The 22,936-nt window shown below is 67.1% G+C and carries 20 protein-coding genes; all 20 read left to right on the top strand.

Annotation, left to right across the window (positions count from 1 at the left end; translation table 11 throughout):
- Positions 1 to 15 precede the first annotated feature (15 nt).
- The 20 genes from C7455_RS09990 (at position 16) to C7455_RS09895 (ending at position 22,933) form a co-directional block, all read left to right on the top strand.
- Positions 16 to 1,500 carry a UDP-N-acetylmuramoyl-L-alanyl-D-glutamate--2,6-diaminopimelate ligase gene (locus C7455_RS09990; RefSeq protein WP_109667810.1) on the top strand — a complete coding sequence of 495 codons (1,485 nt, stop codon included), beginning with the start codon at positions 16 to 18 and terminating at the stop codon, positions 1,498 to 1,500.
- Entirely contained in the window at positions 1,497 to 2,921 is a 1,425-nt protein-coding gene (locus C7455_RS09985; protein WP_109667808.1) for a UDP-N-acetylmuramoyl-tripeptide--D-alanyl-D-alanine ligase, read from the top strand. The genes C7455_RS09990 and C7455_RS09985 overlap by 4 nt, the downstream gene beginning before the upstream one ends.
- Entirely contained in the window at positions 2,922 to 4,007 is a 1,086-nt protein-coding gene (gene mraY / locus C7455_RS09980; protein ID WP_109667806.1) for a phospho-N-acetylmuramoyl-pentapeptide-transferase, read from the top strand.
- On the top strand, positions 4,004 to 4,678 hold the full coding sequence (locus tag C7455_RS09975; RefSeq protein WP_109667804.1) for an SDR family NAD(P)-dependent oxidoreductase: 675 nt from the start codon (positions 4,004 to 4,006) through the stop codon (positions 4,676 to 4,678). The genes mraY and C7455_RS09975 overlap by 4 nt, the downstream gene beginning before the upstream one ends.
- 130 nt (positions 4,679 to 4,808) lie before the next feature.
- Positions 4,809 to 5,216, top strand: a complete 408-nt coding sequence (locus C7455_RS09970; protein WP_109667802.1) for an AAA family ATPase — start codon at positions 4,809 to 4,811, stop codon at positions 5,214 to 5,216.
- A gap of 19 nt (positions 5,217 to 5,235) precedes the next feature.
- On the top strand, positions 5,236 to 6,630 hold the full coding sequence (murD, locus tag C7455_RS09965) for a UDP-N-acetylmuramoyl-L-alanine--D-glutamate ligase (protein WP_109667801.1): 1,395 nt from the start codon (positions 5,236 to 5,238) through the stop codon (positions 6,628 to 6,630).
- A gap of 127 nt (positions 6,631 to 6,757) precedes the next feature.
- Positions 6,758 to 7,936, top strand: a complete 1,179-nt coding sequence (locus tag C7455_RS09960) for a peptidoglycan glycosyltransferase FtsW (protein WP_109667799.1) — start codon at positions 6,758 to 6,760, stop codon at positions 7,934 to 7,936.
- On the top strand, positions 7,933 to 9,036 hold the full coding sequence (locus C7455_RS09955; RefSeq protein ID WP_109667797.1) for a UDP-N-acetylglucosamine--N-acetylmuramyl-(pentapeptide) pyrophosphoryl-undecaprenol N-acetylglucosamine transferase: 1,104 nt from the start codon (positions 7,933 to 7,935) through the stop codon (positions 9,034 to 9,036). Before C7455_RS09960 ends, C7455_RS09955 begins: the two co-directional genes overlap by 4 nt.
- The gene (gene murC / locus C7455_RS09950; protein ID WP_109667796.1) at positions 9,033 to 10,469 is read left to right on the top strand and encodes a UDP-N-acetylmuramate--L-alanine ligase; all 1,437 of its coding nucleotides are present in this window, start codon (positions 9,033 to 9,035) and stop codon (positions 10,467 to 10,469) included. The genes C7455_RS09955 and murC overlap by 4 nt, the downstream gene beginning before the upstream one ends.
- A gap of 30 nt (positions 10,470 to 10,499) precedes the next feature.
- Positions 10,500 to 10,751 (top strand): DUF2484 family protein, encoded by a 252-nt coding sequence (locus C7455_RS09945; RefSeq protein WP_109668175.1) that lies wholly within the window; start codon positions 10,500 to 10,502, stop codon positions 10,749 to 10,751.
- Positions 10,751 to 11,023, top strand: a complete 273-nt coding sequence (locus C7455_RS09940) for a DUF2484 family protein (protein ID WP_109667795.1) — start codon at positions 10,751 to 10,753, stop codon at positions 11,021 to 11,023. Before C7455_RS09945 ends, C7455_RS09940 begins: the two co-directional genes overlap by 1 nt.
- A gap of 8 nt (positions 11,024 to 11,031) precedes the next feature.
- Positions 11,032 to 11,955: a UDP-N-acetylmuramate dehydrogenase gene (gene murB / locus C7455_RS09935; RefSeq protein WP_425450638.1), complete on the top strand. Its 924-nt coding sequence runs from the start codon at positions 11,032 to 11,034 to the stop codon at positions 11,953 to 11,955.
- A gap of 79 nt (positions 11,956 to 12,034) precedes the next feature.
- Entirely contained in the window at positions 12,035 to 12,970 is a 936-nt protein-coding gene (locus C7455_RS09930; RefSeq protein WP_109667793.1) for a D-alanine--D-alanine ligase, read from the top strand.
- A complete protein-coding gene (locus C7455_RS09925; protein ID WP_245904286.1) occupies positions 12,958 to 13,947 on the top strand; it encodes a cell division protein FtsQ/DivIB in 990 nt (329 codons plus the stop codon). The genes C7455_RS09930 and C7455_RS09925 overlap by 13 nt, the downstream gene beginning before the upstream one ends.
- Positions 13,944 to 15,278 carry a cell division protein FtsA gene (ftsA, locus tag C7455_RS09920; RefSeq protein WP_109667790.1) on the top strand — a complete coding sequence of 445 codons (1,335 nt, stop codon included), beginning with the start codon at positions 13,944 to 13,946 and terminating at the stop codon, positions 15,276 to 15,278. Before C7455_RS09925 ends, ftsA begins: the two co-directional genes overlap by 4 nt.
- 197 nt (positions 15,279 to 15,475) lie before the next feature.
- Positions 15,476 to 17,107 (top strand): cell division protein FtsZ, encoded by a 1,632-nt coding sequence (gene ftsZ, locus C7455_RS09915; protein WP_109667788.1) that lies wholly within the window; start codon positions 15,476 to 15,478, stop codon positions 17,105 to 17,107.
- A 276-nt stretch (positions 17,108 to 17,383) separates the two neighbouring features.
- Positions 17,384 to 18,301, top strand: coding sequence for a UDP-3-O-acyl-N-acetylglucosamine deacetylase (lpxC, locus tag C7455_RS09910; RefSeq protein WP_109668174.1), 918 nt, complete (start codon positions 17,384 to 17,386; stop codon positions 18,299 to 18,301).
- Between the two features lie 153 nt (positions 18,302 to 18,454).
- Complete coding sequence (locus tag C7455_RS09905) at positions 18,455 to 19,324, top strand: outer membrane protein assembly factor BamD (protein ID WP_109667787.1); 870 nt, start codon at positions 18,455 to 18,457, stop codon at positions 19,322 to 19,324.
- Between the two features lie 49 nt (positions 19,325 to 19,373).
- A complete protein-coding gene (gene recN / locus C7455_RS09900; protein ID WP_109667785.1) occupies positions 19,374 to 21,023 on the top strand; it encodes a DNA repair protein RecN in 1,650 nt (549 codons plus the stop codon).
- A 245-nt stretch (positions 21,024 to 21,268) separates the two neighbouring features.
- The gene (locus C7455_RS09895) at positions 21,269 to 22,933 is read left to right on the top strand and encodes a chloride channel protein (RefSeq protein WP_109667784.1); all 1,665 of its coding nucleotides are present in this window, start codon (positions 21,269 to 21,271) and stop codon (positions 22,931 to 22,933) included.
- Positions 22,934 to 22,936: the final 3 nt, after the last annotated feature.

Raw genomic sequence — 22,936 nt, 5'->3', positions numbered from 1 at the left:
CGAAAGGGGTGGGGCATGGCGCAACAGACACGGCATTTGTCCGACCTCGGCCTGACCGCGCGGACGGGCGGCGATGTGGCGGTGACGGGGCTGGCGCTGGACAGTCGCAAGGTGGAACGGGGCACGCTCTTCGCGGCCTTGCCCGGCACGCGGGTGCATGGGGCTGAGTTCATCCCATATGCGCTGCGCATGGGCGCGGGCGCCATCCTGACCGACCGGGCGGGCGCCGAGATCGCCGCCGCCGATCTGGCCGGGGCCAAGGCCGCACTGGTGGTGGTCGAGGATGCGCGCGCTGCACTTGCCCATGCCGCTGCCCTGTGGTTTGGCGCGCAGCCCACCACGGTCGTGGCGGTCACGGGCACCAACGGCAAGACATCGGTGGCCAGTTTCACCCGGCAGATCTGGACCCTTCTAGGGCTTGAGGCGGTCAATATCGGCACCACCGGGGTCGAGGGCGCCTTTGCCGCGCCCGGTATCCACACCACGCCCGAACCCCTTACGCTGCACCGTGTGCTGGCCGAGATGGCGGAGGCGGGCGTGAGCCACGCGGCGATGGAGGCGTCGTCGCATGGCCTTGACCAGCGGCGGATGGAGGCGGTGGGGCTTGCGGCCTGCGGCTTCACCAACCTGACGCAGGACCATCTCGACTATCACGGCGACATGGAGACCTATTTCGAGGCCAAGCTGCGCATGTTCACCGAACTTTTGGACGAGGATGGCGTGGCGGTGGTCAACCTCGATGACGCCTATGGCCGTCGCGTCGCCGAAGCCTGCGACCGGCGCGAGATCGAGGTGATCGGCGTGGGCCAATATGCCGAGGATGCCAGCCTCAAGGTCACCGGGCGGCGGCTGGACGAGACCGGGCAAGATGTGCTGTTCCGCTGGCAGGGCCAGCCGGTGCAGACCCGCCTGCCCTTGATCGGGGCGTTTCAGGCGATGAACGTGCTGACCGCTGCGGGGCTTGTGATCGCCGCTGGCGAGGACCCCGACGCGGTGTTTTCTGTCCTGCCGCGCCTGACGGGCGTGCGCGGGCGGATGCAGCTGGCGGGGCGGCGCGCGAACGGTGCGCCGGTTTTCGTGGATTACGCCCATACGCCCGACGCGCTGGAAACCGCTCTCAAGGCGCTGCGCCCGCATGTGCTGGGCCGCCTGATCGTGGTCTTCGGCGCGGGCGGCGACCGCGACCGGGGCAAGCGGCCCCTGATGGGGCAAGCCGCCGCTGCCCATGCCGATGTGGTGTTCGTGACCGACGACAATCCCCGGTCCGAGGTTCCGGCGGCCATCCGTGCCGAGATCCTGCAAGGCTGCCCCGAGGCGATCGAGGTCGGCGACCGCGCCGAGGCGATCTTGCGGGGCGTCGATGCGCTGGAACCGGGCGATGCGCTGTTGATCGCGGGCAAGGGGCACGAGACCGGGCAGACGGTGGGCGATGTGGTCTATCCCTTCGACGATGTGGAACAGGCCAGCGTCGCCGTCGCCGCGCTGGAGGGTCGCGCATGACGGTGCTTTGGACAGCGGCGGATGCCGCAGCCGCCACGGGTGGTCAGATCGCGGGCTACTGGCAGGCCAAGGGCATTTGCATCGACAGCCGCAGCGTGGCCAAGGGCGATCTGTTCGTGGCCCTGTCGGCCGCGCGCGACGGGCATGACTTCGTGGCCGATGCGCTGGCGCGCGGCGCGGTGGCGGCGCTGGTGGCCCGCATCCCCGAGGGCGTGGACCCCGCCCGCCTTCTGATCGTGGCCGACGTGATGGATGGCCTGCGCGCGCTGGGCGCCGCGGGGCGGGCGCGAACGCAAGCCCGCGTCATCGCGGTGACGGGATCGGTCGGCAAGACCACCGTCAAGGAAATGCTGCGCGCGGCGCTGTCGCCGCAGGGCCGCACCCATGCGGCCGAGGCGAGCTTCAACAACCATTGGGGCGTTCCGATCACCTTGGCGCGGATGCCCGCCGATACCGAATATGCGGTGATCGAGATCGGCATGAACCACCCCGGCGAGATCGCGCCGCTGGCCCGGCTGGCCCGGCCCCATGTGGCCATCGTGACCACCGTGGCCCCCGCGCATCTGGAAGCCTTCGGCGTGATCGAGGGCATCGCCCATGAAAAAGCGGCCATCTTCGAGGGGCTGGAGCCGGGGGGCACGGCGCTTGCCCATGCCGATATCGGCACGGCGGCCATTCTGTTCGACAAGGCAAAGGCTTGCGGCGCGACGCTGATCCGCTTCGGGGTGACCGAAGGCGTCGAGGCGCGGTTGGTCGAGGCGCAGGTCGCCGAGGCCGCAACCGTGATCCGGGCCGAGATTCTGGGCACCGACCGCCTGCTCAGGATCGGCGCGCCGGGGCGGCATTACGCGATGAACGCGCTGATCGCGCTGACCGCCGCCAAGGTCGCGGGCGCGGATGCGACGCAGGCGGCACTGGCGCTGTCCGGTTGGACGCCGTTTCAGGGTCGGGGCACGCGTGAAAAGATCACGCTCAGCGCCGCAGATGATCTGGTGATCGAGATGATCGACGACGCGTTCAACGCCAACCCTGCATCCATCGCCGCAGCGCTCGACATGCTGGCCGCGTCCGAGCCGCAGGGCCGCGGGAGGCGTATCGCGGTCTTGGGCGACATGCTGGAACTGGGGCCGACCGGTCCCGCATTGCACGCCGCCATCGCCGAGCATCCGGCCATGGCGCGCATCGCCACCGTCCACACTGTCGGCCCGTTGATGGAACATCTGTACGCCGCCCTGCCGGGCGCTTTGCGCGGCCAGCACGCAAGCAGCGCCGAGGAGATGGCAGCAAACCTGCCGCAAACCCTGCGGTCGGGGGATGTGTTGCTGATTAAGGGCAGCAAGGGGATCAAGGTTGCCCGTGTGGTTGACGCCTTGCGCAAACTGGGGCAATCCGCAGCGTATCAGGGACAAGGACCCCGCTAGATGTTGTATTGGCTGAGCGATCTGTCCGACGGTGGCGACGTGTTCAACCTGTTCCGGTACATCACCTTTCGGGCCGGAGCGGCGTTTTTCACCGCGCTGATCTTCGGCTTCATGTTCGGCCGCCCGCTGATCAACGCGCTGCGCCGCAAATACGCGCAAGGTCAACCGATCCGCGAGGATGGCCCGGCCCATCACATCGCCACCAAGGCGGGCACGCCGACCATGGGGGGGCTGTTGATCCTTGCCGCTCTGACGCTCTCGACGATTTTGTGGGCACGGCTCGATAACCCCTATGTCTGGATCGTGCTGGGCACGACGGTCGCCTTCGGGCTGGTCGGCTTTGCCGATGACTGGGCCAAGGTCAGCCGCCAGACGAGCAAGGGCGTGTCGGGGCGCTTGCGGCTCTTGATCGGATTCGCCATCGCCGCCGTCGCCGCCGTCGCCGCCGTCTACATCCACCCGCCCGGGCTGTCGGCGCAACTGGCCGTGCCGGTGTTCAAGGATGTGCTGTTCAACATGGGCTGGATGTTCATTCCCTTTGCCATGTTCGTCATCGTCGGATCGGCCAATGCGGTGAACCTGACCGATGGTCTGGATGGCCTCGCCATCATGCCGGTGATGATCGCGGCCGCGACGCTGGGCGTCATCGCCTATGCGGTCGGCCGGGTCGATTTCACCGAGTATCTCGACGTCCATTACGTGCCCGGCACGGGCGAATTGCTGGTCTTCGTCGCGGGCCTGATCGGTGGGGGCCTGGGCTTCTTGTGGTACAACGCCCCGCCCGCCGCGGTCTTCATGGGCGACACCGGGTCGCTGGCCCTGGGCGGCGCGCTGGGGGCCATCGCGGTGTCGACGAAGCACGAGATCGTGTTGGCGATCGTGGGCGGGCTGTTTGTCGCCGAGGCCGTGAGCGTGATCGTGCAGGTCGGTTATTTCAAGGCAACGGGCAAGCGCGTCTTCCTGATGGCACCGATCCACCATCATTTCGAGAAGAAGGGCTGGGCCGAGCCGCAGGTGGTGATCCGGTTCTGGATCATCTCGCTGATCCTTGCGCTGATCGGCCTTGCCACGTTGAAGCTCAGATGACGGGCCGTCCCGACAGACCGAACGCCCTTGTGACCGGCGGAAATCGCGGCATCGGACGCGCCATCGCTACGGGCCTTGTGGCGCGCGGGTTTCGCGTGGTGATCGGGGTGCGCGATCTGGAGGCCGGGCGCATGGCGGCCGACGAGATCGGCGCGCAGGCGGTGCGGATCGATGTGGCGCGGCTCGACAGCATCGGGGCCGCAGTCGACAAGATCGGCGGCGTCGACGTTTTGGTGAACAACGCAGGCGTCCTGATTGACTCGAGCATGCTGGAGGACCCGGGCGGGTTCCACATGTCGGTCGACGTGATGTTTCGCGGACCTTTCGAGCTGATCCGGGCCTGCGTGCCGCATATGGGGGCGCAGGGGTGGGGACGGATCGTCAACGTATCGTCAAGCTGGGGAAGTTTCGGCGAAGGCCTTGAGGGCCCCGGCGGCTATGGCGTGGCCAAGGCGGCGCTGAACGCGCTGACCAAGGCACTGCCGCGCGATCTGCCCGAGGGGGTCAAGATCAACGCGGTCGATCCGGGCTGGGTGCGGACCCGGATGGGCGGCGCGACGGCGCAGCGCAGCCCCGAACAAGGCGCCGAGACGGCGCTGTGGTTGGCCGACCTGCCCGAGGACGGGCCCACGGGCCGCTTCTTTCGCGACAAGCTTTCGGTGCGCTGGTAGGTTTTGCGCCGGCTGCGCCGCCGGCGGGTGCGATTTTTCATGCGAAAAATCGGGCGCTGCCCCGAGGTCTCATCGTCTGGCGGTCGTCTGGCCGTGCATATTTCCCGAAAGATGAAACAAGGGCGCGGTGATGGAGCGTTTCTTCGTCTTGTCGGGCTGTTCGGGGGGCGGGAAATCGACGCTGCTCGCGGCACTGGCGGCGGCGGGCATCAAGACCGTGCCGGAGCCGGGGCGCCGCGTGTTGCGCGCGGGCAAGCCCGCGCCAAGGAAAGATATGGGGGCTTTTCTTTCGGCCTGTCTCGCGCTTGCGCTGGAAGATCATGCCCGGGCCCATGCCGTGGCGGGGCCGGTGATCTTCGACCGATGCGCCATCGATGCGGTTTCGGGGCTGGACGCTCTGGGTGAAGTCGTCGCGGAATACGGGCGGCTGTCGCAGGTCTTTCTTGCGGCAAGATATGCGATAGAGATCATGCCAAAGGTCCCCGTGGCCGAGCGCGTGGCATGGATCATGGCGCGCATCGGGCCGCCGGGTGTGTAAGGCGACGAGAGGTGGGGCGATGATACCGGTTCAGGGGTTTGAGGGGCAACGTGTGGCGGTGCTCGGGCTTGGGCGCTCGGGTCTTGCCACGGCGCGGGCCTTGCGTGCGGGGGGCGCCGTGGCGCTGTGCTGGGATGATGGCGCGGCCGCGCGCGCGGCGGCGGAGGTCGAGGGGTTCGAGATCCGGGACCCGATGGCGGCCGGCGCCTTTGCCGACGTGGCCTGCCTGGTCACATCGCCTGGCATCGCGCATCTTTACCCTGCGCCGCACCGGGCCATCGCGGCGGCGATGGCTTTGGGTGTGCCGGTGGACAATGACATCGGGCTCTTCTTCCGCTCGCTTGGCTTGGGCGAATGGGACGGGATGGAGGAGCCGCCCAAGGTCGTGGCAGTCACCGGGTCGAACGGCAAGTCCACCACCTCGGCCCTGATCGCCCATATCCTGACCGTGGCGGGGCGCTCGGTGCAACTGGCGGGCAACATCGGGCGCGGGGTGCTGGATATCGAGCCGCCAGAGAATGGCGGGGTGGTCGTGCTGGAACTGTCCTCCTACCAGACCGATCTGGCGCGTGCGCTGACGCCCGACATCGCGGTTTTCACCAATCTTTCGCCCGATCATCTGGACCGGCATGGCGGGATGGGCGGCTATTTCGCGGCCAAGCGGCGGCTCTTCGCCGAGGGCGGGCCGGATCGCGCCATCGTCGGTGTGGATGAACCCGAGGGGCGATATCTGGCCAATCAGCTGGCCGAGGGGCCGGGCGATCTGCGTTTGATCCGGGTGTCGGCGGGCAAGCTGGAGGGCATCGGCTGGGATCTGGTGGCACGCAAGGGCTGGCTGTCGGAGATGCGCAAGGGGCGGCAGGTGGCCTCCATCGACCTGCGCGGCGTCGCGGGCCTGCCGGGTGCACACAATCACCAAAACGCGGCCTGTGCCTACGGCGTGGCGCGCGCGCTGGGTCTGTCGCCGAAGGAAATCGAGGCGGGGTTCCATTCCTTCGAAGGCCTGCCGCACCGCTCGCAGCGGGTGGCGGATATCGGCGGCGTGTCCTTTGTGAATGATTCGAAGGCCACGAATGTGGATGCGGCGGTCAAGGCGCTGGCGGCCTTCAGGCGCATCCGCTGGATCTGCGGCGGGCTGGAGAAGGAGGGGGGGATGGCCGCGCTTGCCCCTGCGGCGGGCGAGGTGGTGAAGGCCTATGTCATCGGGCGCGAGGCCGCGGCTTTCGCGCTGCATCTCGGCGCAGTGCGGCACGAGATCTGCGGCGACATGGCGACCGCCGTGGCCCGCGCCGCGGCTGAGGCGGAGCCGGGCGATACGGTGCTGCTCGCGCCCGCCGCGGCGAGTTTCGACCAGTACGACAGTTTCGAGCATCGCGGGCGGGATTTCATGGAGCAGGTCGCCAAGCTGACCTGACGCAAATCGGTCACGGTCAAGCGAAAGGCTGGCCCTGCGCGGAATTTCAGGTTAGGCTGTGTATCACGACCCGGAAAACCGGGCGGTCCTGAGGCAGGCAACAACAAGAAACGGGCGGGCAGTCCCCATGACGGAAATCGCGCATGGCACGGTGATCGTGCAATCGGGCGAAGCCGTTCTTCCACGCTGGTGGCGGACGGTGGACCGGGTCACGATCTTTTGCGTTCTGGCGCTGTTTGCTATCGGCATCTTGCTGGGCCTTGCGGCCTCGACGCCGCTGGCGCAGCGCAACGGACTTGATCCGTTTCACTACATGATCCGGCAACTGGCCTTTGGCGGGATGGCGCTGACGGCGATGATCCTCGTGTCGATGATCGCGCCGGTCACCATCCGCAGGCTGGGTGTGATCGGGTTTTTCGGCGCGATGCTGGCGCTCGCAATGCTGCCCGCCTTCGGCACGGATTTCGGACAGGGCGCGACACGCTGGTATTCGCTCGGTTTTGCCTCGGTGCAGCCGGCCGAATTCCTGAAACCTGTCTTCGTCATCTTCACCGCCTGGATGATCGCCGCAAGTCAGGAGGTCGCGGGCCCGCCGGGCAAGAGCGTGTCGTTGTTTGCCACCTGCGTGATCGTGGGATTTTTGGTGACGCAGCCCGATTTCGGGCAGGGCGCGTTGATCATCTTCGCCTGGTCCGTGATCTATTTCGTGGCGGGCGCGCCGATGCTGATGCTGTTTGCGGTGATGGGGATCGTCGCGGTGGGCGGTGCCATCGCCTACAGCAATTCCGAGCATGTCGCGCGCCGGATCGACGGGTTCTTGTCGGCCGAGATCGACCCCACGACGCAGATCGGCTATGCCACGGACGCGATCCGCAATGGCGGGCTGTTCGGTGCGGGGCTGGGAGAGGGGACGGTGCGCTGGACCCTGCCTGACGCCCACACCGATTTCATCATCGCGGTCGCGGCCGAGGAATATGGCGTGATGCTGGTTTTCGTGATCATCGCGCTTTTTGCCACCATCACGATCCGCGCCTTTTTGCGGCTGATCCGCGAACGCGACCCGTTCATCCGGCTGGCGGGCACAGGGCTTGCGAGCCTTCTGGCGCTGCAGGCCTTCATCAATCTGGGTGTGGCCGCGCGCCTTTTGCCTGCCAAGGGCATGACGCTGCCCTTCGTGAGCTACGGGGGGTCCTCGCTGATCGCCACCGGCATTGCGGTGGGGATGCTCTTGGCCTTCACGCGGTCGCGGCCTCAGGGTGAGATCGGCGACATCTTGTTGTCGCGTCACGCAGGGCGCGGCAGATGACGCCCGCCAACCCCCATCTCATCATCGCCGCCGGCGGCACCGGGGGGCACATGTTCCCCGCGCAGGCGCTGTCCGAGGTCATGATCCGGCGCGGCTGGCGGGTGACGCTCAGCACGGACGCGCGGGGCGCGCGCTACACTGACGGGTTTTCCCATGCGGTCGCGGTGCGGCAGGTGGCCTCGGCCACTTTCGCGCGGGGCGGGATCGCCGCGAAACTTCTCGCGCCTTTCCGCATCCTTGGCGGCATCCTTGGCGCGACCCTCAAGATGTGGCGCGAGCGTCCCGATGTCGTGGTGGGCTTTGGCGGCTATCCCACGATTCCGGCGCTGGCGGCCGCCTGGCTGACGCGCACGCCGTGCATGATACATGAACAAAACGGCGTTCTGGGCCGGGTCAACCGCGCCTTTGCGCGGCGCGTCGATGTCGTGGCCTGCGGCACATGGCCCACGACCCTGCCCGAAGGTGTCGAGGGGGCGCAGACCGGCAACCCGGTGCGCGCCGCGGTGCTGGAGCGGGCGGGCGCGCCCTACATGCCGCCCGGCGACTGGCCGATGATGCTGCTGGTCTTTGGCGGCAGTCAGGGGGCGCGCGTTCTGGCCGACACCGTGCCCGAAGCGCTGGCGCGCCTGCCCGAGGGGCTGCGCGGTCATCTGCGGGTGGCCCAACAGGCCCGCCCCGAAGATTTCGAGCGCGTGACCGAGGCCTATGCCCGCATCGGCATCCGCGCCGAGGTAGAGCCGTTCTTCCGCGACATCCCCCGAAGATTGTCCGAGGCGCAGCTGGTCATCAGCCGCTCGGGCGCGTCTTCCGTTGCCGATATCGCCGTGGTGGGTCGCCCCGCAATCTTGATCCCTTATGCGGCGGCAACCGCCGACCATCAGACCGCGAACGCCCGCGCTTTGGTCGAAGCACAGGCCGCCATCGTGATCCCCGAGGCGCGGCTGTCGCCCGACACGCTGGCCGAGGCCATTCACTCCATTCTCACCCAACCCGCCGCCGCCGATGCCATGGCGCAGGCCGCCTTGTCGGTCGGTGTCCCCGATGCCGCGACACGGCTGGCAGCCCTGGTCGAGGAACTGGCCCGGAAAGGAGCGTCATGAGCCCTGCTGTCACCAAACTGCCCACGCAACTGGGCGCGATCCATTTCGTCGGCATCGGCGGCATCGGCATGTCGGGCATTGCCGAGGTGCTGCTGAACCACGGCTACACTGTGCAGGGGTCCGACCTGAAGGCCTCCAAGATCACCGAGCGGCTGGAGGGGTTGGGCGCGCGCGTCTTCATCGGGCAAAAGGCCGAGAACCTCGAGGCGGCCGAGGTCGTGGTGATCTCCTCCGCGATCAAGTCCGGCAACCCGGAACTGGACGCGGCGCGTGCGCGCGGGTTGCCGGTGGTGCGGCGCGCCGAGATGCTGGCCGAATTGATGCGCCTGCGTTCGAACATCGCGGTGGCGGGCACGCATGGCAAGACGACGACGACGACGCTGGTTGCCACGCTGCTTGATGCCGGTGGTGTCGATCCGACGGTCATCAACGGCGGTGTGATCCACGCCTATGGCTCAAACGCGCGGGTGGGGCAGGGTGACTGGATGGTGGTCGAGGCCGACGAGAGCGACGGCACCTTCAACCGCCTGCCCGCGACCATCGCCATCGTGACCAACATCGACCCCGAGCACATGGAACATTGGGGCACGATCGAGAACCTGCGGCAGGGCTTTACCGATTTCGTGTCGAACATCCCGTTCTACGGGATCGCGGTCTGCTGCACCGATCACCCCGAGGTGCGGGCGCTGGTGGGCCGCATCACCGACCGGCGGATCGTGACCTTCGGCTTCAACGCGCAGGCCGATGTGCGCGCGATCAACCTGACCTACAAGGCGGGCGTGGCCCACTTCGACATCGCCCTTCAGGCCGAAGGGCAGGTTATCGAGGGCTGCACCTTGCCTATGCCGGGCGATCACAATGTCTCGAACGCCTTGGCGGCCGTGGCGGTTGCGCGCCATCTGGGCATGAAGGCCGACGAGATCCGCGCGGCGCTTGCGGGCTTCAAGGGCGTCAACCGCCGCTTCACCAAGGTGGGCGAGGTCGGCGGCGTGACGATCATCGACGATTACGGTCATCACCCGGTCGAGATTGCCGCCGTCCTGCGCGCGGCCCGGCAGGCCATCGGATCGGACGCGGGCGGCCGCGTGATCGCGGTGCACCAGCCGCACCGCTATTCGCGCCTGTCGTCGCTGTTCGAGGATTTCTGCGGCTGTTTCAACGACGCCGACGTGGTCGCCATCGCCGAGGTCTATGCCGCAGGCGAGGACCCGATTCCGGGTGCCAGCCGCGACGATCTGGTGGCGGGTCTGATCCGGCACGGGCACCGGCATGCACGCGCCATATTGTCCGAGGACGACCTTGAACGGTTGGTGCGCGAACAGGCGCGACCGGGCGACATGGTGGTCTGTCTTGGGGCGGGCACGATTTCGGCTTGGGCGCACGGGTTGCCCGCGCGACTGAAGGACATGGAGACGCGCGCGGCCACTGGCTGAATGGCGCGCAAGGCAGGAAAGGACGCGGACATGCCATTGTCGTTGACGCTGAGCGCGCTCTGGGTCGTTGCCGCCGCCTGCGTGGCGATGCTGCCGATGCGATGGCAATATGCCCCCGGGATGACGCTCTTGATCCTCGCCCTGCCGCTGTGCGTCATGGTGGGGCGCGAGGTCGGCTGGCTCTGGGTCTGTGCGGTCGCCTTCGCCATTATTTCGATGTATCGCCGCCCGCTCGGCGCGCTCGCGCGCCATCTGCGGGCAAGGGTCGGGGGGGCCGCGTGATGCCTTTTGCCATTGTCCTGCTGTGCCTGTGGGTGATTGCGGCCTGCATCGCGGGCATGACGCCCCAGCGCTATCATTGGCCTGCGGCATGGGTGCTCATCGGCACGGGCATTCCGCTTCTGGGGCTTCTCACGCTCAGCATGGGCCCGGTCTGGGGGCTGATCGCGCTGGCCGCCGGCGTGTCGATCCTGCGCTGGCCGATCCTGCGCGCGGGGCAGCGTCTGGCGGGCCTCTTGGCACCCGCGGACGAGCGTGAACACCCGGGGGAATAGTGAGCGCCATCCCTGACATCCCCGTGCGCGGTCGCCTGACCGCAGACCGTCCGCTGGCCGGTCTGACATGGCTGCGCGTGGGCGGTCCCGCCGACTGGCTGTTCCAGCCCGCCGACGAGGCCGACCTGAGCAATTTCCTGGCCGCCCTGCCGCAAGATGTGCCGGTCTTTCCTATGGGTGTCGGGTCGAACCTGATCGTGCGCGACGGCGGGATCGCAGGGGTGGTGATCCGGCTGGGGCGCGGCTTCAACGGCATCCGGATCGAGGGGGATCTGGTGACGGCGGGGGCGGCTGCGCTCGATGCGCATGTGGCGATCGGCGCGGCCGAGGCGGGGCGCGACCTGACCTTTTTGCGCACCATCCCCGGTTCCATCGGCGGCGCTTTGCGGATGAATGCGGGCTGCTATGGGCGCTATGTCGCCGATCATTTCCACGCCGCGCGCGCGGTCCTGCGCGACGGGCGCGTCGTGACGCTGGCGTCTTCCGACGTCGCCTTTGCCTACCGCCAGACCGACCTGCCCGAGGGCGCCGTTATCACCGAGGTGACGTTTCGCGCCGCTACTGGTGATCCGCAGGCGCTGGCGGGCACGATGGCCGACCAGCTTGCCAAACGCGATGCGACCCAACCCACCAAGGACCGCAGCGCGGGCAGCACCTTTCGCAACCCGGCAGGCTTTTCCTCGACCGGACGGGCCGATGATACCCATGAGATGAAGGCGTGGAAGGTGATCGATGACGCGGGCTTGCGGGGTGCCATGCGCGGCGGGGCGCAGATGTCGCAGATGCATTCCAACTTTCTCATCAATACCGGCACCGCCACGGCGGCCGATCTGGAGGAACTGGGCGAAGAGGTGCGAAAAAGGGTTTTAGAAACCCAAGGAATAGCGCTAGAATGGGAAATCATGCGCGTCGGGCGAGCGACACGCGCGTGACAGGCGATTGACCCGGAATACCGGGCGGAAAACAAAAGGCTGACCGGGCACCAGAACCCGGCGGCGACATGAGGCACAGGTGGCGGGTTCGAGCGGTAAAACCCCCCGTGTTGCGATTCTGATGGGTGGCCCTTCGTCCGAGCGCGAAGTGTCCCTGTCTACGGGTCGTGGCTGCGCGCAGGCGCTGCGGGACGAAGGCTATGAGGTGATCGAGGTCGATGCCGGCCCCGACCTGCCCGCGCGCCTGTCCGACATCAAGCCAGACGTCTGTTTCAACGCGCTCCATGGCCGCTGGGGCGAGGATGGCTGCGTGCAGGGCATCCTTGAATGGATGCGCATTCCCTATACCCATTCGGGCGTTCTGGCTTCGGCGCTGGCGATGGACAAGGCGCGGACCAAAGACGTCTACCGCGCCCATGGCCTGCCTGTGGTGGACAGCGTGATCGTGCCCAAGGCGCAGGCGATGGCCGCGCATGTCATGGCCCCGCCCTATGTGGTCAAGCCCAACAACGAAGGATCGTCCGTTGGGGTTTATCTTGTCGCCGAAGGCGCCAACAGGCCGCCGCTGCTGGCCGACACGATGCCCGACCATGTCATGGTGGAGGCCTTCGTGCGCGGCCGCGAACTGACCTGCTCGGTCATGGGGGGCGCTGCGGGCGACCCGGGCGCGCTGACCGTCACCGACATCTTGACCGACGGCTGGTACGACTACGACGCCAAATACGTCGAAGGCGGCTCGCGCCATGTGGTCCCCGCCGAGATACCCCCCGCCATATTCGACGCCTGCATGGACATGGCCACGACCGCGCATCGCGCGCTGGGCTGCCGGGGCGTCAGCCGCACCGATTTCCGATGGGATGACAGCCGAGGGTTCGACGGTCTGATCTTGCTGGAAACCAACACCCAGCCCGGCATGACGCCGACCTCGCTGACGCCGGAACAGGCGGCGGCCTGCGGGATTTCCTTCGGCGCGCTGTGCCGCTGGCTGGTGGAGGATGCCTCATGCGACCGTTGACCGCCAGCCGCTCCGGACCAAGGCTCTCGACCCCCGCCCTGATGGCGCAGCGTGGCCCGTTGTCGGCGCCTGCGCCCACTGCCCAGCCCGTCGCCCTGTCCGAGCCTTCGCGCGACCCTGCGCCCTCGATCTGGTCCTACAGGGTGCAGCGGCTGTGGCTGACGCCGCTGTTTCGCAAGCTTCTGCGCGTCGGTCTGCCGACCTTTGTCATCGCGTTTTGCGGGCTGGCCTATTTCGGTGACGAGGGGCGGCGCGCCGCGATCTGGGACGCGGGGATGGAAATCCGCCGCGAGATCGAGAACCGCCCCGAATTCCGCGTCAACGTCATCGGCGTGGAGGGCGCAAGCGATCCCGTCATCGCCGAGATCCGGGCTGCGCTGGCGCTGGATCTGCCGATGTCCTCCTTCGATCTCGACCTGACCGACCTTCGCGCACGCGTCGAGGCGCTGCCCGCCGTGGCCGCGGCCGAGCTGCGCATCCAGACGGGCGGTTATCTGGCGGTGCGGATCACCGAACGGGTGCCTGCCCTGATCTGGCAGACCCGCGACGACATCGTGCTGATCGATGCCGAGGGTCATTTCGTGGCCGCGTTGGCGGATCGTCAGCTCGAGGCGCCGTTGCCCGCCGTGGCGGGCGAGGGGGCGGATGGTGTGGTCGACGAGGCGCTGGCCCTGTACGCCGCCGCCGCCCCCCTTGGCGAGGCACTGCGCGGTTTCGTGCGGGTGGGCGAACGGCGCTGGGATGTCGTGCTGAACGACGGGCGGCGCATCTTGCTGCCGGCCGACCGCCCGGTGCAGGCGCTCGATCGGGCGTTGGCGCTTGATGACGTGACCGACATTCTGGCGCGGGACGTGCTCAGGATCGACCTGCGCAATCCCGACCGACTGACCGTGCAATTGACCGACCCCGCGCTGGAAGAGCTGCGCCGCCTGCGCGCGCTGGAGCGGGACACTCAGACCGGAGAGCGAAGCGGATGAACATGCTTTATCAAGCGCAGCGCGGCATGCGGGCCAAGCGTCAGGAGGCGATGCGCCGCGGTGTGATCGCGGTGCTCGACATCGGGACCCACAAACTGTCGTGCCTGATCCTGAAATTCGACCAGACCAATGTCTCGGCCCCTGCCGAAGGGATCGGGGCGATGGCGGGGCAGGCGAATTTCCGCATCATCGGGGCAAACACCACCCGGTCGCGTGGTGTGCGCTTTGGCGAGATCGACAGCGTTCAGGAAACCGAGCGCGCGATCCGGACGGTGGTGCAGGCGGCCCAGAAGATGGCGCAGATCCGCGTCGATCACGTCATCGTCGCGCTGGCCGGTGGGCGGCCGCGCAGCTATGGCCTTGATGGCGAGATGACGTTGACGGCTGGCACGGTCGGCGATCTGGACGTGGCGCAGGTCTTGTCGGCCTGCGACGTTCCCGATCTGGGGCACGGCCGCGAGGTGCTGCATGCCCAGCCGGTGAACTTTTCGCTAGATCATCGCACGGGGCTGGCCGATCCGCGCGGCCATGTGGGCAATCGCCTGTCGGTCGACATGCACCTGCTGACGATCGAGGCGCATGCGATCGAGACGCTTCTGCATTGCGTCAAGCGCTGCGATCTGGAACTGGCCGGTCTGGCCAGCGCCCCTTACGTCTCAGCCGTCTCAAGTCTGGTGGAGGATGAACAGGAATTGGGGGCGGCCTGCATCGACATGGGGGGCGGCACGACCAGCCTGTCGATCTTCATGAAGAAACACATGATCTACGCCGATACCGTGCGGATGGGCGGCGACCATGTGACCGGCGACATCAGCCAGGGCCTGCACATTCCGATGGCGCATGCCGAAAAGATCAAGACCCGTTTCGGTGGTGTCATCGCCACCGGCATGGATGACCGCGAGATCATCGAGCTGGAGTCCGAGACTGGCGATTGGCACCACGACCGCCGCACCGTGACGCGCGCCGAGCTGATCGGGGTGATGCGCCCCCGCGTGGAGGAAATCCTAGAGGAGGTGCAGGCGAGATTGGCCGCAGCAGGCTTTGACCATTTGCCCAGCCAGCGCATCGTGCTGACAGGCGGTGCCAGCCAGATCCCCGGGCTTGACGGGTTGGCCAGTCGCATCTTGGGCAATCAGGTGCGTCTGGGTCGCCCGCTCAGGGTGCAGGGCCTGCCGCAATCCACCTGCGGGCCGGCGTTTTCGGCCTGTGTGGGGCTGGCGCTGTTTGCGGCCTATCCGCAGGACGAATGGTGGGATTTCGAAAACTCCGCCGACCGGCTGCCCGCGCGCAGCCTCAAACGGGCCGTCAGATGGTTCCGTGACAACTGGTAACCCCCTGATCTGGTGTGTCACCGCAAAACCGGGGCATTTCGGCGGAATTCCGCCCCATATTTCGTGGAATTCCTTGAATTTCCGCGTGACGTGCCCTGTGGAAACAGGTAGGATTTCTGCAATCTGAGGCAGAAGCGGCCAGTCGGCGACAAGACCGCGGCCGCATCAACGAGATCGAAGAACAGGCGGACAGACCCATGACACTCAACCTGATGATGCCGAACAACCAGCCCGACCTGAAGCCGAGGATCACCGTGTTCGGCGTCGGTGGGGCAGGTGGGAACGCGGTCAACAACATGATCGACCAGCAGCTTGACGGCTGTGAATTCGTGGTCGCCAACACCGATGCGCAGGCCTTGGCGCAATCGCGGGCCACGGCCAAGATCCAGATGGGCGCGCGGGTGACCGAAGGGTTGGGCGCGGGCGCGCGGCCCGCCGTAGGCGCCTCTGCCGCCGAGGAAAGCATCGAGGATATCGTCGACCATCTGGCCGGCGCGCACATGGCGTTCATCACTGCGGGCATGGGCGGCGGCACCGGTACGGGCGCCGCGCCGATCATCGCGCAGGCCGCGCGCGAACTGGGCGTGCTGACCGTGGGTGTCGTGACCAAGCCCTTCCAGTTCGAAGGCACCAAGAGGATGCGTCAGGCCGATGAGGGCATCGAGGCGCTGCAAAAGGTCGTCGACACGCTGATCATCATTCCCAACCAGAACCTGTTCCGGCTGGCCAACGAAAAGACCACTTTCACCGAAGCCTTCGCCATGGCCGATGACGTGCTGTATCAGGGCGTGAAGGGCGTGACCGACCTGATGGTGCGGCCGGGCCTCATCAACCTCGATTTCGCCGATGTCCGCGCCGTGATGAACGAAATGGGCAAAGCGATGATGGGCACCGGCGAGGCCGAGGGCGACAGCCGCGCGCTGCAGGCCGCCGAAAAGGCCATCGCCAATCCGCTGCTCGACGAGATCAGTCTCAAGGGCGCACGCGGCGTTCTGATCAATGTCACCGGCGGCTATGACCTGACGCTGTTCGAGCTGGACGAAGCTGCAAACCGCATCCGCGAGGAAGTCGACCCCGAGGCGAACATCATCGTCGGCTCCACCCTCGACCCCGACATGGAAGGCAAGATGCGCGTCAGCGTCGTGGCCACCGGAATCGATGTGGGCGAGGGCAAGGCCTATGTGGCCCCCAGCCGCAGCTTTGCCTCGGCCGCGATTGCGCCCCGGCAGGCCGCTGCCGCCCAGCCCGCGGCCCCGCAGGCCCCCGTTGCACAGGCACCGGCCGTCCTGACCGAAGCAGATTACGAGATGGAAGAGGACGAGGCCGGGCACATGCCCGAAGCGACGCTGTTCTCGAACCTCGGCATGGACGAGGCCGAGGATGATTACGCCGATGACGCCGTGCCGCCCCCGGCCTACCGTCCCGCGGTCCAGACCGCGCCCCGCCCGGAGCCGCGGGTGATGGTCTCGGCGCAGCCTGAATTCGTCGCGCCTCGTCCGCCTGCCGCTGGCAAACCGACGCCCGAGGCGCTGGCGCGTCTGCGGGCCGCCATCCAGAAGGACACACCGCGCGCCGGAGCCCCCGTCCCGCAGGACGCGCCCGTGGAAACCGCACATCGTGGCCGCCTTGGCATCGGGTCGCTGATCAACCGCATGACCGGGCATACGGAAGAGGCCGCCGCCCCTGCCGAACGCCGTCAACCTCCGATGTCGGGCGTCCAGCCCCAGCACCGGGCCCCCGCGCCGCATCACGCCGTCGATGACGGTATTGTGGACCCCGATCAGGAGCGGATCGAAATCCCCGCCTTCCTGCGGCGTCAGGCGAACTGAGCGCGGTCACAAAATTGTCACAATGGCCGGCCTAGCGCCGGCCTTTTTCTTTGAAATTTCAACTATTTGGCATGGTCTCTTGTCTGGATAGGCAAACTTTTGCCGATGCTGATGCGCTTTATTGCAAGCCGTCATAAAGCTTGAATTGTTCCTTTTTCATCGGGCCTTTATCTCCAAGTTTGCGGCATGCGGCGTCGGGCTTCGACCCTGTTCCGCACAAGAACGCCGCCGGATGCCACAACCGGCGCACCCAAGGAACAGGACCTCGGAGAGATCATGCAGGCAACTCTCAGGCAATCGGTGAGCTTCACGGGCGTGGGGCTTCACACCGGACGTCTTGTCCGGATGACGGTGCGCCCGCAGGCTGCAAACATGGGCCTGTGGTTTGCACGCAGCGACACGCCCGCTGCCGCCTTGATCCCGGCCCGCTACGACACTGTTCCGATGAGCCGGCTTTGCACCAAGCTGCAAGGTGATGACGGGGCCGAGGTCTCGACTGTGGAACATGTGATGGCGGCACTTGCCGGCTGCGGCATCCACAACGCGCTGGTCGAGGTTGATGGCCCCGAACTGCCGATTCTGGACGGCTCTGCTGCGCCCTTCGTGCGTGCCTTTCTGGACGCCGGGATCGTGCGGCAATCCGCCCCGATCCATGCCATCGAGATCCTGCGCGAAGTCAGCGTGACCGAGGGTGAAGCCTTGGCCGCGCTGTCGCCTGCACGCGGGCTGGAGATGGATTTCACCATCGATTTCGAGGATGCCGCCATCGGCCGCCAACGCCGCGTCGCATCGCTCGCCAATGGTCACTTCGTGCGAGAATTGTGTGACAGCCGCACCTTTTGCCGAAAGGCAGATGTCGATGCGATGCATGCCGCCGGTCTGGCGCTGGGGGGCACCTATGACAATGCTGTCGTCGTCGACGGCGGCACGGTCCTCAGCCCCGGTGGGCTGCGCCACGCAGACGAAGCCGTGCGCCACAAGATGCTCGATGCTCTGGGCGATCTGGCCTTGGCTGGGGCACCCATTCTGGGCCGCTATACGGGCGTCCGGGCCGGTCACATGCTGACCAATCAGCTTTTGCGTGCGCTTTTTGCACGGCCGGGCGCGTGGCGCTTTGTGGAATGCACCCCCGAACAGGCCGCGCGCCTTCCAGGCATGGGCGTCAAGACGGCTGATCTGGCGCATGTCGCCTGAGCGGAGGGGCCGCGCAGGCTGCGGACGCCGAAAGTCGATTTCAGACGTTTTGCCCCCAGAAAGAATATGCTAGACCGACGGCATAGCGGTTCACTGCGGCAGGACCGTGCTGAAAATATTGGGGTTTCGAGCATGCACGCGAGCGGTGGCGCGATGATCCGGAAACTGGGCCTCGGCACCGGGCTGGTTCTGGTGATGACGCTGTCGGCCTGCGGTGGCGGCGGTCTTTTCGGTGGCGGCGGTGGCGGTCTGTTCGCCAGCCGAAACGCGACGGTCCCGCTCGAGGAGCAAGATGCCGCCACGATCTTCCAGCAGGGCGAGGCGGAACTGGAGAATGGCAGCCCCGACCGTGCCGCCGCGCTGTTCATCGAGGTCGAACGCCTGCATCCCTATTCGGAATGGGCCAGTCGTGGCCTGATCATGGCCGCCTTCGCCTATCATGCCGACCGGGATTACGAGAGCACCCGGATCGCGGCACAACGCTACCTCGACTTCTACCCCGGCGAGGAGGATGCCGCCTATGCGCAGTATCTTCTGGCACTCAGCTATTACGATCAGATCGACCAGGTCGGCCGTGACCAGGGACTGACCTTTCAGGCGCTGCAGGCGCTGCGCGAAGTGATCGAGCGGTATCCCGACAGTGACTATACCCAAGATGCGATCCTGCGCTTCGAGGTGGCCTTCGACCATCTCGCCGGCAAGGAGATGGAGATCGGGCGCTACTATCTGCGCCGCCAGCATTATACCGCCGCGATCAACCGCTTCCGCGTCGTGGTCGAGCAGTTCCAGACCACCAGCTATACGCCCGAGGCATTGATGCGTCTGGTCGAGGCCTATATTGCGCTGGGTCTGACCAACGAGGCGCAGACGGCTGGCGCCATCCTCGGCTACAACTTCCAGTCCTCGCCCTTCTACGACGACGCCTTCCGTCAATTGACCGGGCAAAATCTGTCGATGGAGGCGCAGGGCGAAAGCTGGCTGCGCGACATCTGGCGCCAGACCGTGCGGGGCGACTGGCTGTGATCCCTCGCGCGCCCTTGACGGGGCGCGGGGCCTGAGGGACACCGGCGCCATGCTGCGTCATCTCGACATCCGGAACATGCTCATCATCGACCGGCTGGAGCTTGCCTTCCAGCCGGGCCTCAACGTGCTGACAGGCGAGACCGGGGCGGGCAAGTCGATCCTGCTCGATGCGCTCGGCTTCGTGCTGGGCTGGCGCGGGCGCGCCGATCTCGTGCGCAGCGGTGCCGATCAGGGCGAGGTGGTGGCTGAGTTCCACCTGTCGCCCGGCCATCCCGCCCGCGCCGTGTTGGCCGAGGCCGGCTTTCCAGTCGAAGATGAATTGATCTTGCGCCGCGTGAACACGCCCGAGGGGCGAAAGACGGCTTGGGTCAACGACCGCCGCGCCAGTGGAGAGGTGCTGCGCGCGCTGTCCGATACGCTGGTGGAACTGCACGGGCAGCAAGACGACCGTGGCCTTCTCGATCCCCGGCAACACCGGGCCATGCTGGATCAGTTCGGCGCGCTCGGGGATCTGGTGGCGGCGACCCGGGCGGCCTGGTCCGAACGGCGCGCAGCGCTCAGGGCGCTGGAATCCGCCGAGGCGCGGCTGGCCGAGATGCGCGCCGAAGAGGATTTCTTGCGCCACGCCGTCGCCGAACTCGACAAACTCGACCCGCAACCGGGCGAGGAGGATGCACTCGATATCCGGCGTCGCCTGATGCAAGGCGCGGCCCGGATGCGCGAGGATGTGGCGCGCGCCGCTGCAGCGCTGGGGCTCGACGGGGCCGAGGGCGCGATGGGCGATGCGCGGCGCTGGCTCGACGGTGTGGCCGACCGGGCGGAGGGTGGGCTGGATGCCGCCCTTTCGGCGCTGGAACGCGCTCTGGTGGAACTGGGCGAGGCGCAATCGGGCGTGGAGCGCTTCGCCGAGGCGCTGGCCTTCAACCCGGCCGAGCTCGAAGAGACCGAGGATCGCCTTTTCGCCCTGCGCGGACTGGCGCGCAAGCATGCGGTCCAGCCTGATGATCTGGCCGGTCTGGCCGAGGATCTGCGCGGGCGGTTGGCGCGGCTCGATGGCGGCGCGGGCGAGATTGCGGGGCTGAAGGCCACCGCCGATGCGGCGGCCGCCACCTATGATGCTGCGGCGCTGGCGCTGCGCGCGGCACGGCGGGTGGCAGCACAGCGGCTGGATGCGGCCATGGCGGCCGAACTTGCCCCGCTCAAGATGGAACGCGCCGTGTTCTCCACCGTGTTCGAGGACGCCCCGCCGGGACCTGACGGCGCCGATACCGTCACCTTCACCGTCGCCACCAACCCCGGCGCGCCCGCGGGACCGCTCAACAAGATCGCCTCGGGCGGGGAATTGTCGCGGTTTTTGCTTGCGCTCAAGGTCTGCCTGACGGGCGATGACAGCGGGCTGACAATGATCTTCGACGAGATCGACCGCGGTGTGGGCGGGGCCACGGCGGATGCGGTGGGGCGCAGGCTCAAGGCGCTGGCCGAAGGCGGGCAGGTTCTGGTCGTCACCCATTCCCCACAGGTCGCGGCGCTCGGCGCGCATCACTGGCGCGTGGCCAAGCAGGTCGAGGATGGCCTGACGCTGAGCCGAGTGGTGCCGCTGGACGCGGGCGCGCGCGTCGACGAGGTGGCCCGCATGCTGGCGGGCGACACCGTGACCGAAGCCGCCCGCGAGGCGGCGCGCGCCCTTTTGGCGGGCTAAGCCTGCGGGTGAAACGGCGTAAATGCAGCCCCCGGCTGAGGCATCTTCCGAAACAAGAAAAGGTCTGAGGATCCCGCAAGCTTGCAAGGCTTGCAGGTTGCAGGTGTCTTTCGTGATCCCGGTTGGGCTTTTCTAAGGCCAAGCTAGCGCCTACACCGGGGACACCCCGGTCGGGACCGCGTGCAGCAGGGCGCGGCGGCTTCGTGGCGAGAGGTGTGGGTGTGATCAACTTTGGGCGCGGACTTATGAAGGATCTGACGACCGAGGCGTCGCAGAGCCTGCGCCGCGGCTTGGACGTGCTGCGCCACAAAGGGCCGACACAGATCCAGTTCTGGCTGATCGCCCTTCTGATCGGGATTGCCGCGGGCTTTGCCGCACTCTTCTTCCGCAAGGGGATCAACTGGCTGCAGGAGACTTTGTACGGCGTGGAGGATGTGCGGCTGTTGCATTCCTTTGCCGAGAGCCTGCCTTGGTATCTGATCTTGCTCATCCCGGTTTGCGGCGGGCTGGTCGTGGGTTTGATCCTGCACTGGTTCACGCCCGATGGCCGGGCCCGGTCGGTGGCCGATGTGATCGAGGGCGCGGCGCTCGCCGATGGGCGGGTGGAGCACAGGGCGGGACTTGCCTCGGCGCTGGCGTCGATGATCACGCTGGGATCGGGCGGATCCTCGGGGCGGGAGGGGCCGGTGGTGCACCTTGCCGCCGTGATCTCAAGCTGGGTCAGCGGCAAGATCAAGGCCGATGGCATCACAGCGCGCGACCTGATGGGCTGCGCGGTCGCCGCTGCCGTCTCGGCCAGTTTCAACGCGCCCATTGCCGGCGCGCTCTTCGCGCTCGAGGTGGTGCTGCGCCATTCCGCGGTCCATGCCTTTGCGCCGATCGCCATCGCCAGTGTCGCGGGCACGGTCATCAATCGGCTCGAGTTCGGGGGGGTCACGGAATACACCCTTGGCGGGGACGGGGCGTTGCAATTCTACGCCGAATTGCCCGCGTTCCTGATCCTCGGGCTCTTGTGCGGGCTGGTCGCCACGGTCTTCATGCGCACCGTGTTCTGGGCCGAGGATATGGGCAATCTGGTGCAACGCCTGACCGGCCTGCCGCGTTGGCTGCGCCCGGCCTTTGCGGGGCTGTTGCTGGGGGCGCTGGCGATCTGGTTTCCCCATATCATTGGCGTCGGCTACCAGACGACCGAGGCCGCGCTGACCGGCGAGCTCTTGTTGTGGGAGGCGGTGGTCTTTACCATCCTCAAGGTCATCGCCGTCGCCATCACTATCGGCGGGCGCATGGGGGGCGGCATCTTTTCGCCTTCGCTGATGATCGGGGCGATGACGGGGCTCGCCTTCGGGATCGTCGCCACGAGCGTTTTCCCCGACAATTCGGGCGAGGGGACGCTTTACGCTCTGGCGGGCATGGGGGCGGTCGCGGCCGCGGTGCTGGGCGCGCCGATCTCCACCACGCTGATCGTGTTCGAGCTGACGGGCGACTGGCAGACGGGTCTTGCCGTGATGGTCGCTGTGTCGATGTCGACCGCGCTGTCCTCGCGGCTGGTTGACCGCTCCTTCTTCCTGACGCAACTGGAACGGCGCAACATCCATCTGGCGGCCGGTCCGCAGGCCTATTTGCTGGCGATGTTCCGGGTCGGCAAGGTGATGCGGCCGATGGATCACGAGAATGCCGCGCCCCATGACCGTTTGCTGACGCTGATCGAGCAGGGGATCTACACCGATACCAACGCCACGCTCGAACGCGCCCTGCCGATCTTCGAGCGCACGGGCCTTGATTTCGTGCCGGTGGTGCAACTGGCGCCGGGCGATGGCCCACCCGCGCTGGAGGGCGCGCTGTTCCATGTCGATGCGCTCAAGGCCTACAACCGCGCGCTCGCGGCCACCGCGGCCGAGGAACACAGCTGAATG

Source organism: Roseicyclus mahoneyensis (assembly GCF_003148775.1).
GTDB lineage: Bacteria > Pseudomonadota > Alphaproteobacteria > Rhodobacterales > Rhodobacteraceae > Roseicyclus > Roseicyclus mahoneyensis.
This window is presented reverse-complemented; position numbering and strand designations above follow the sequence as displayed.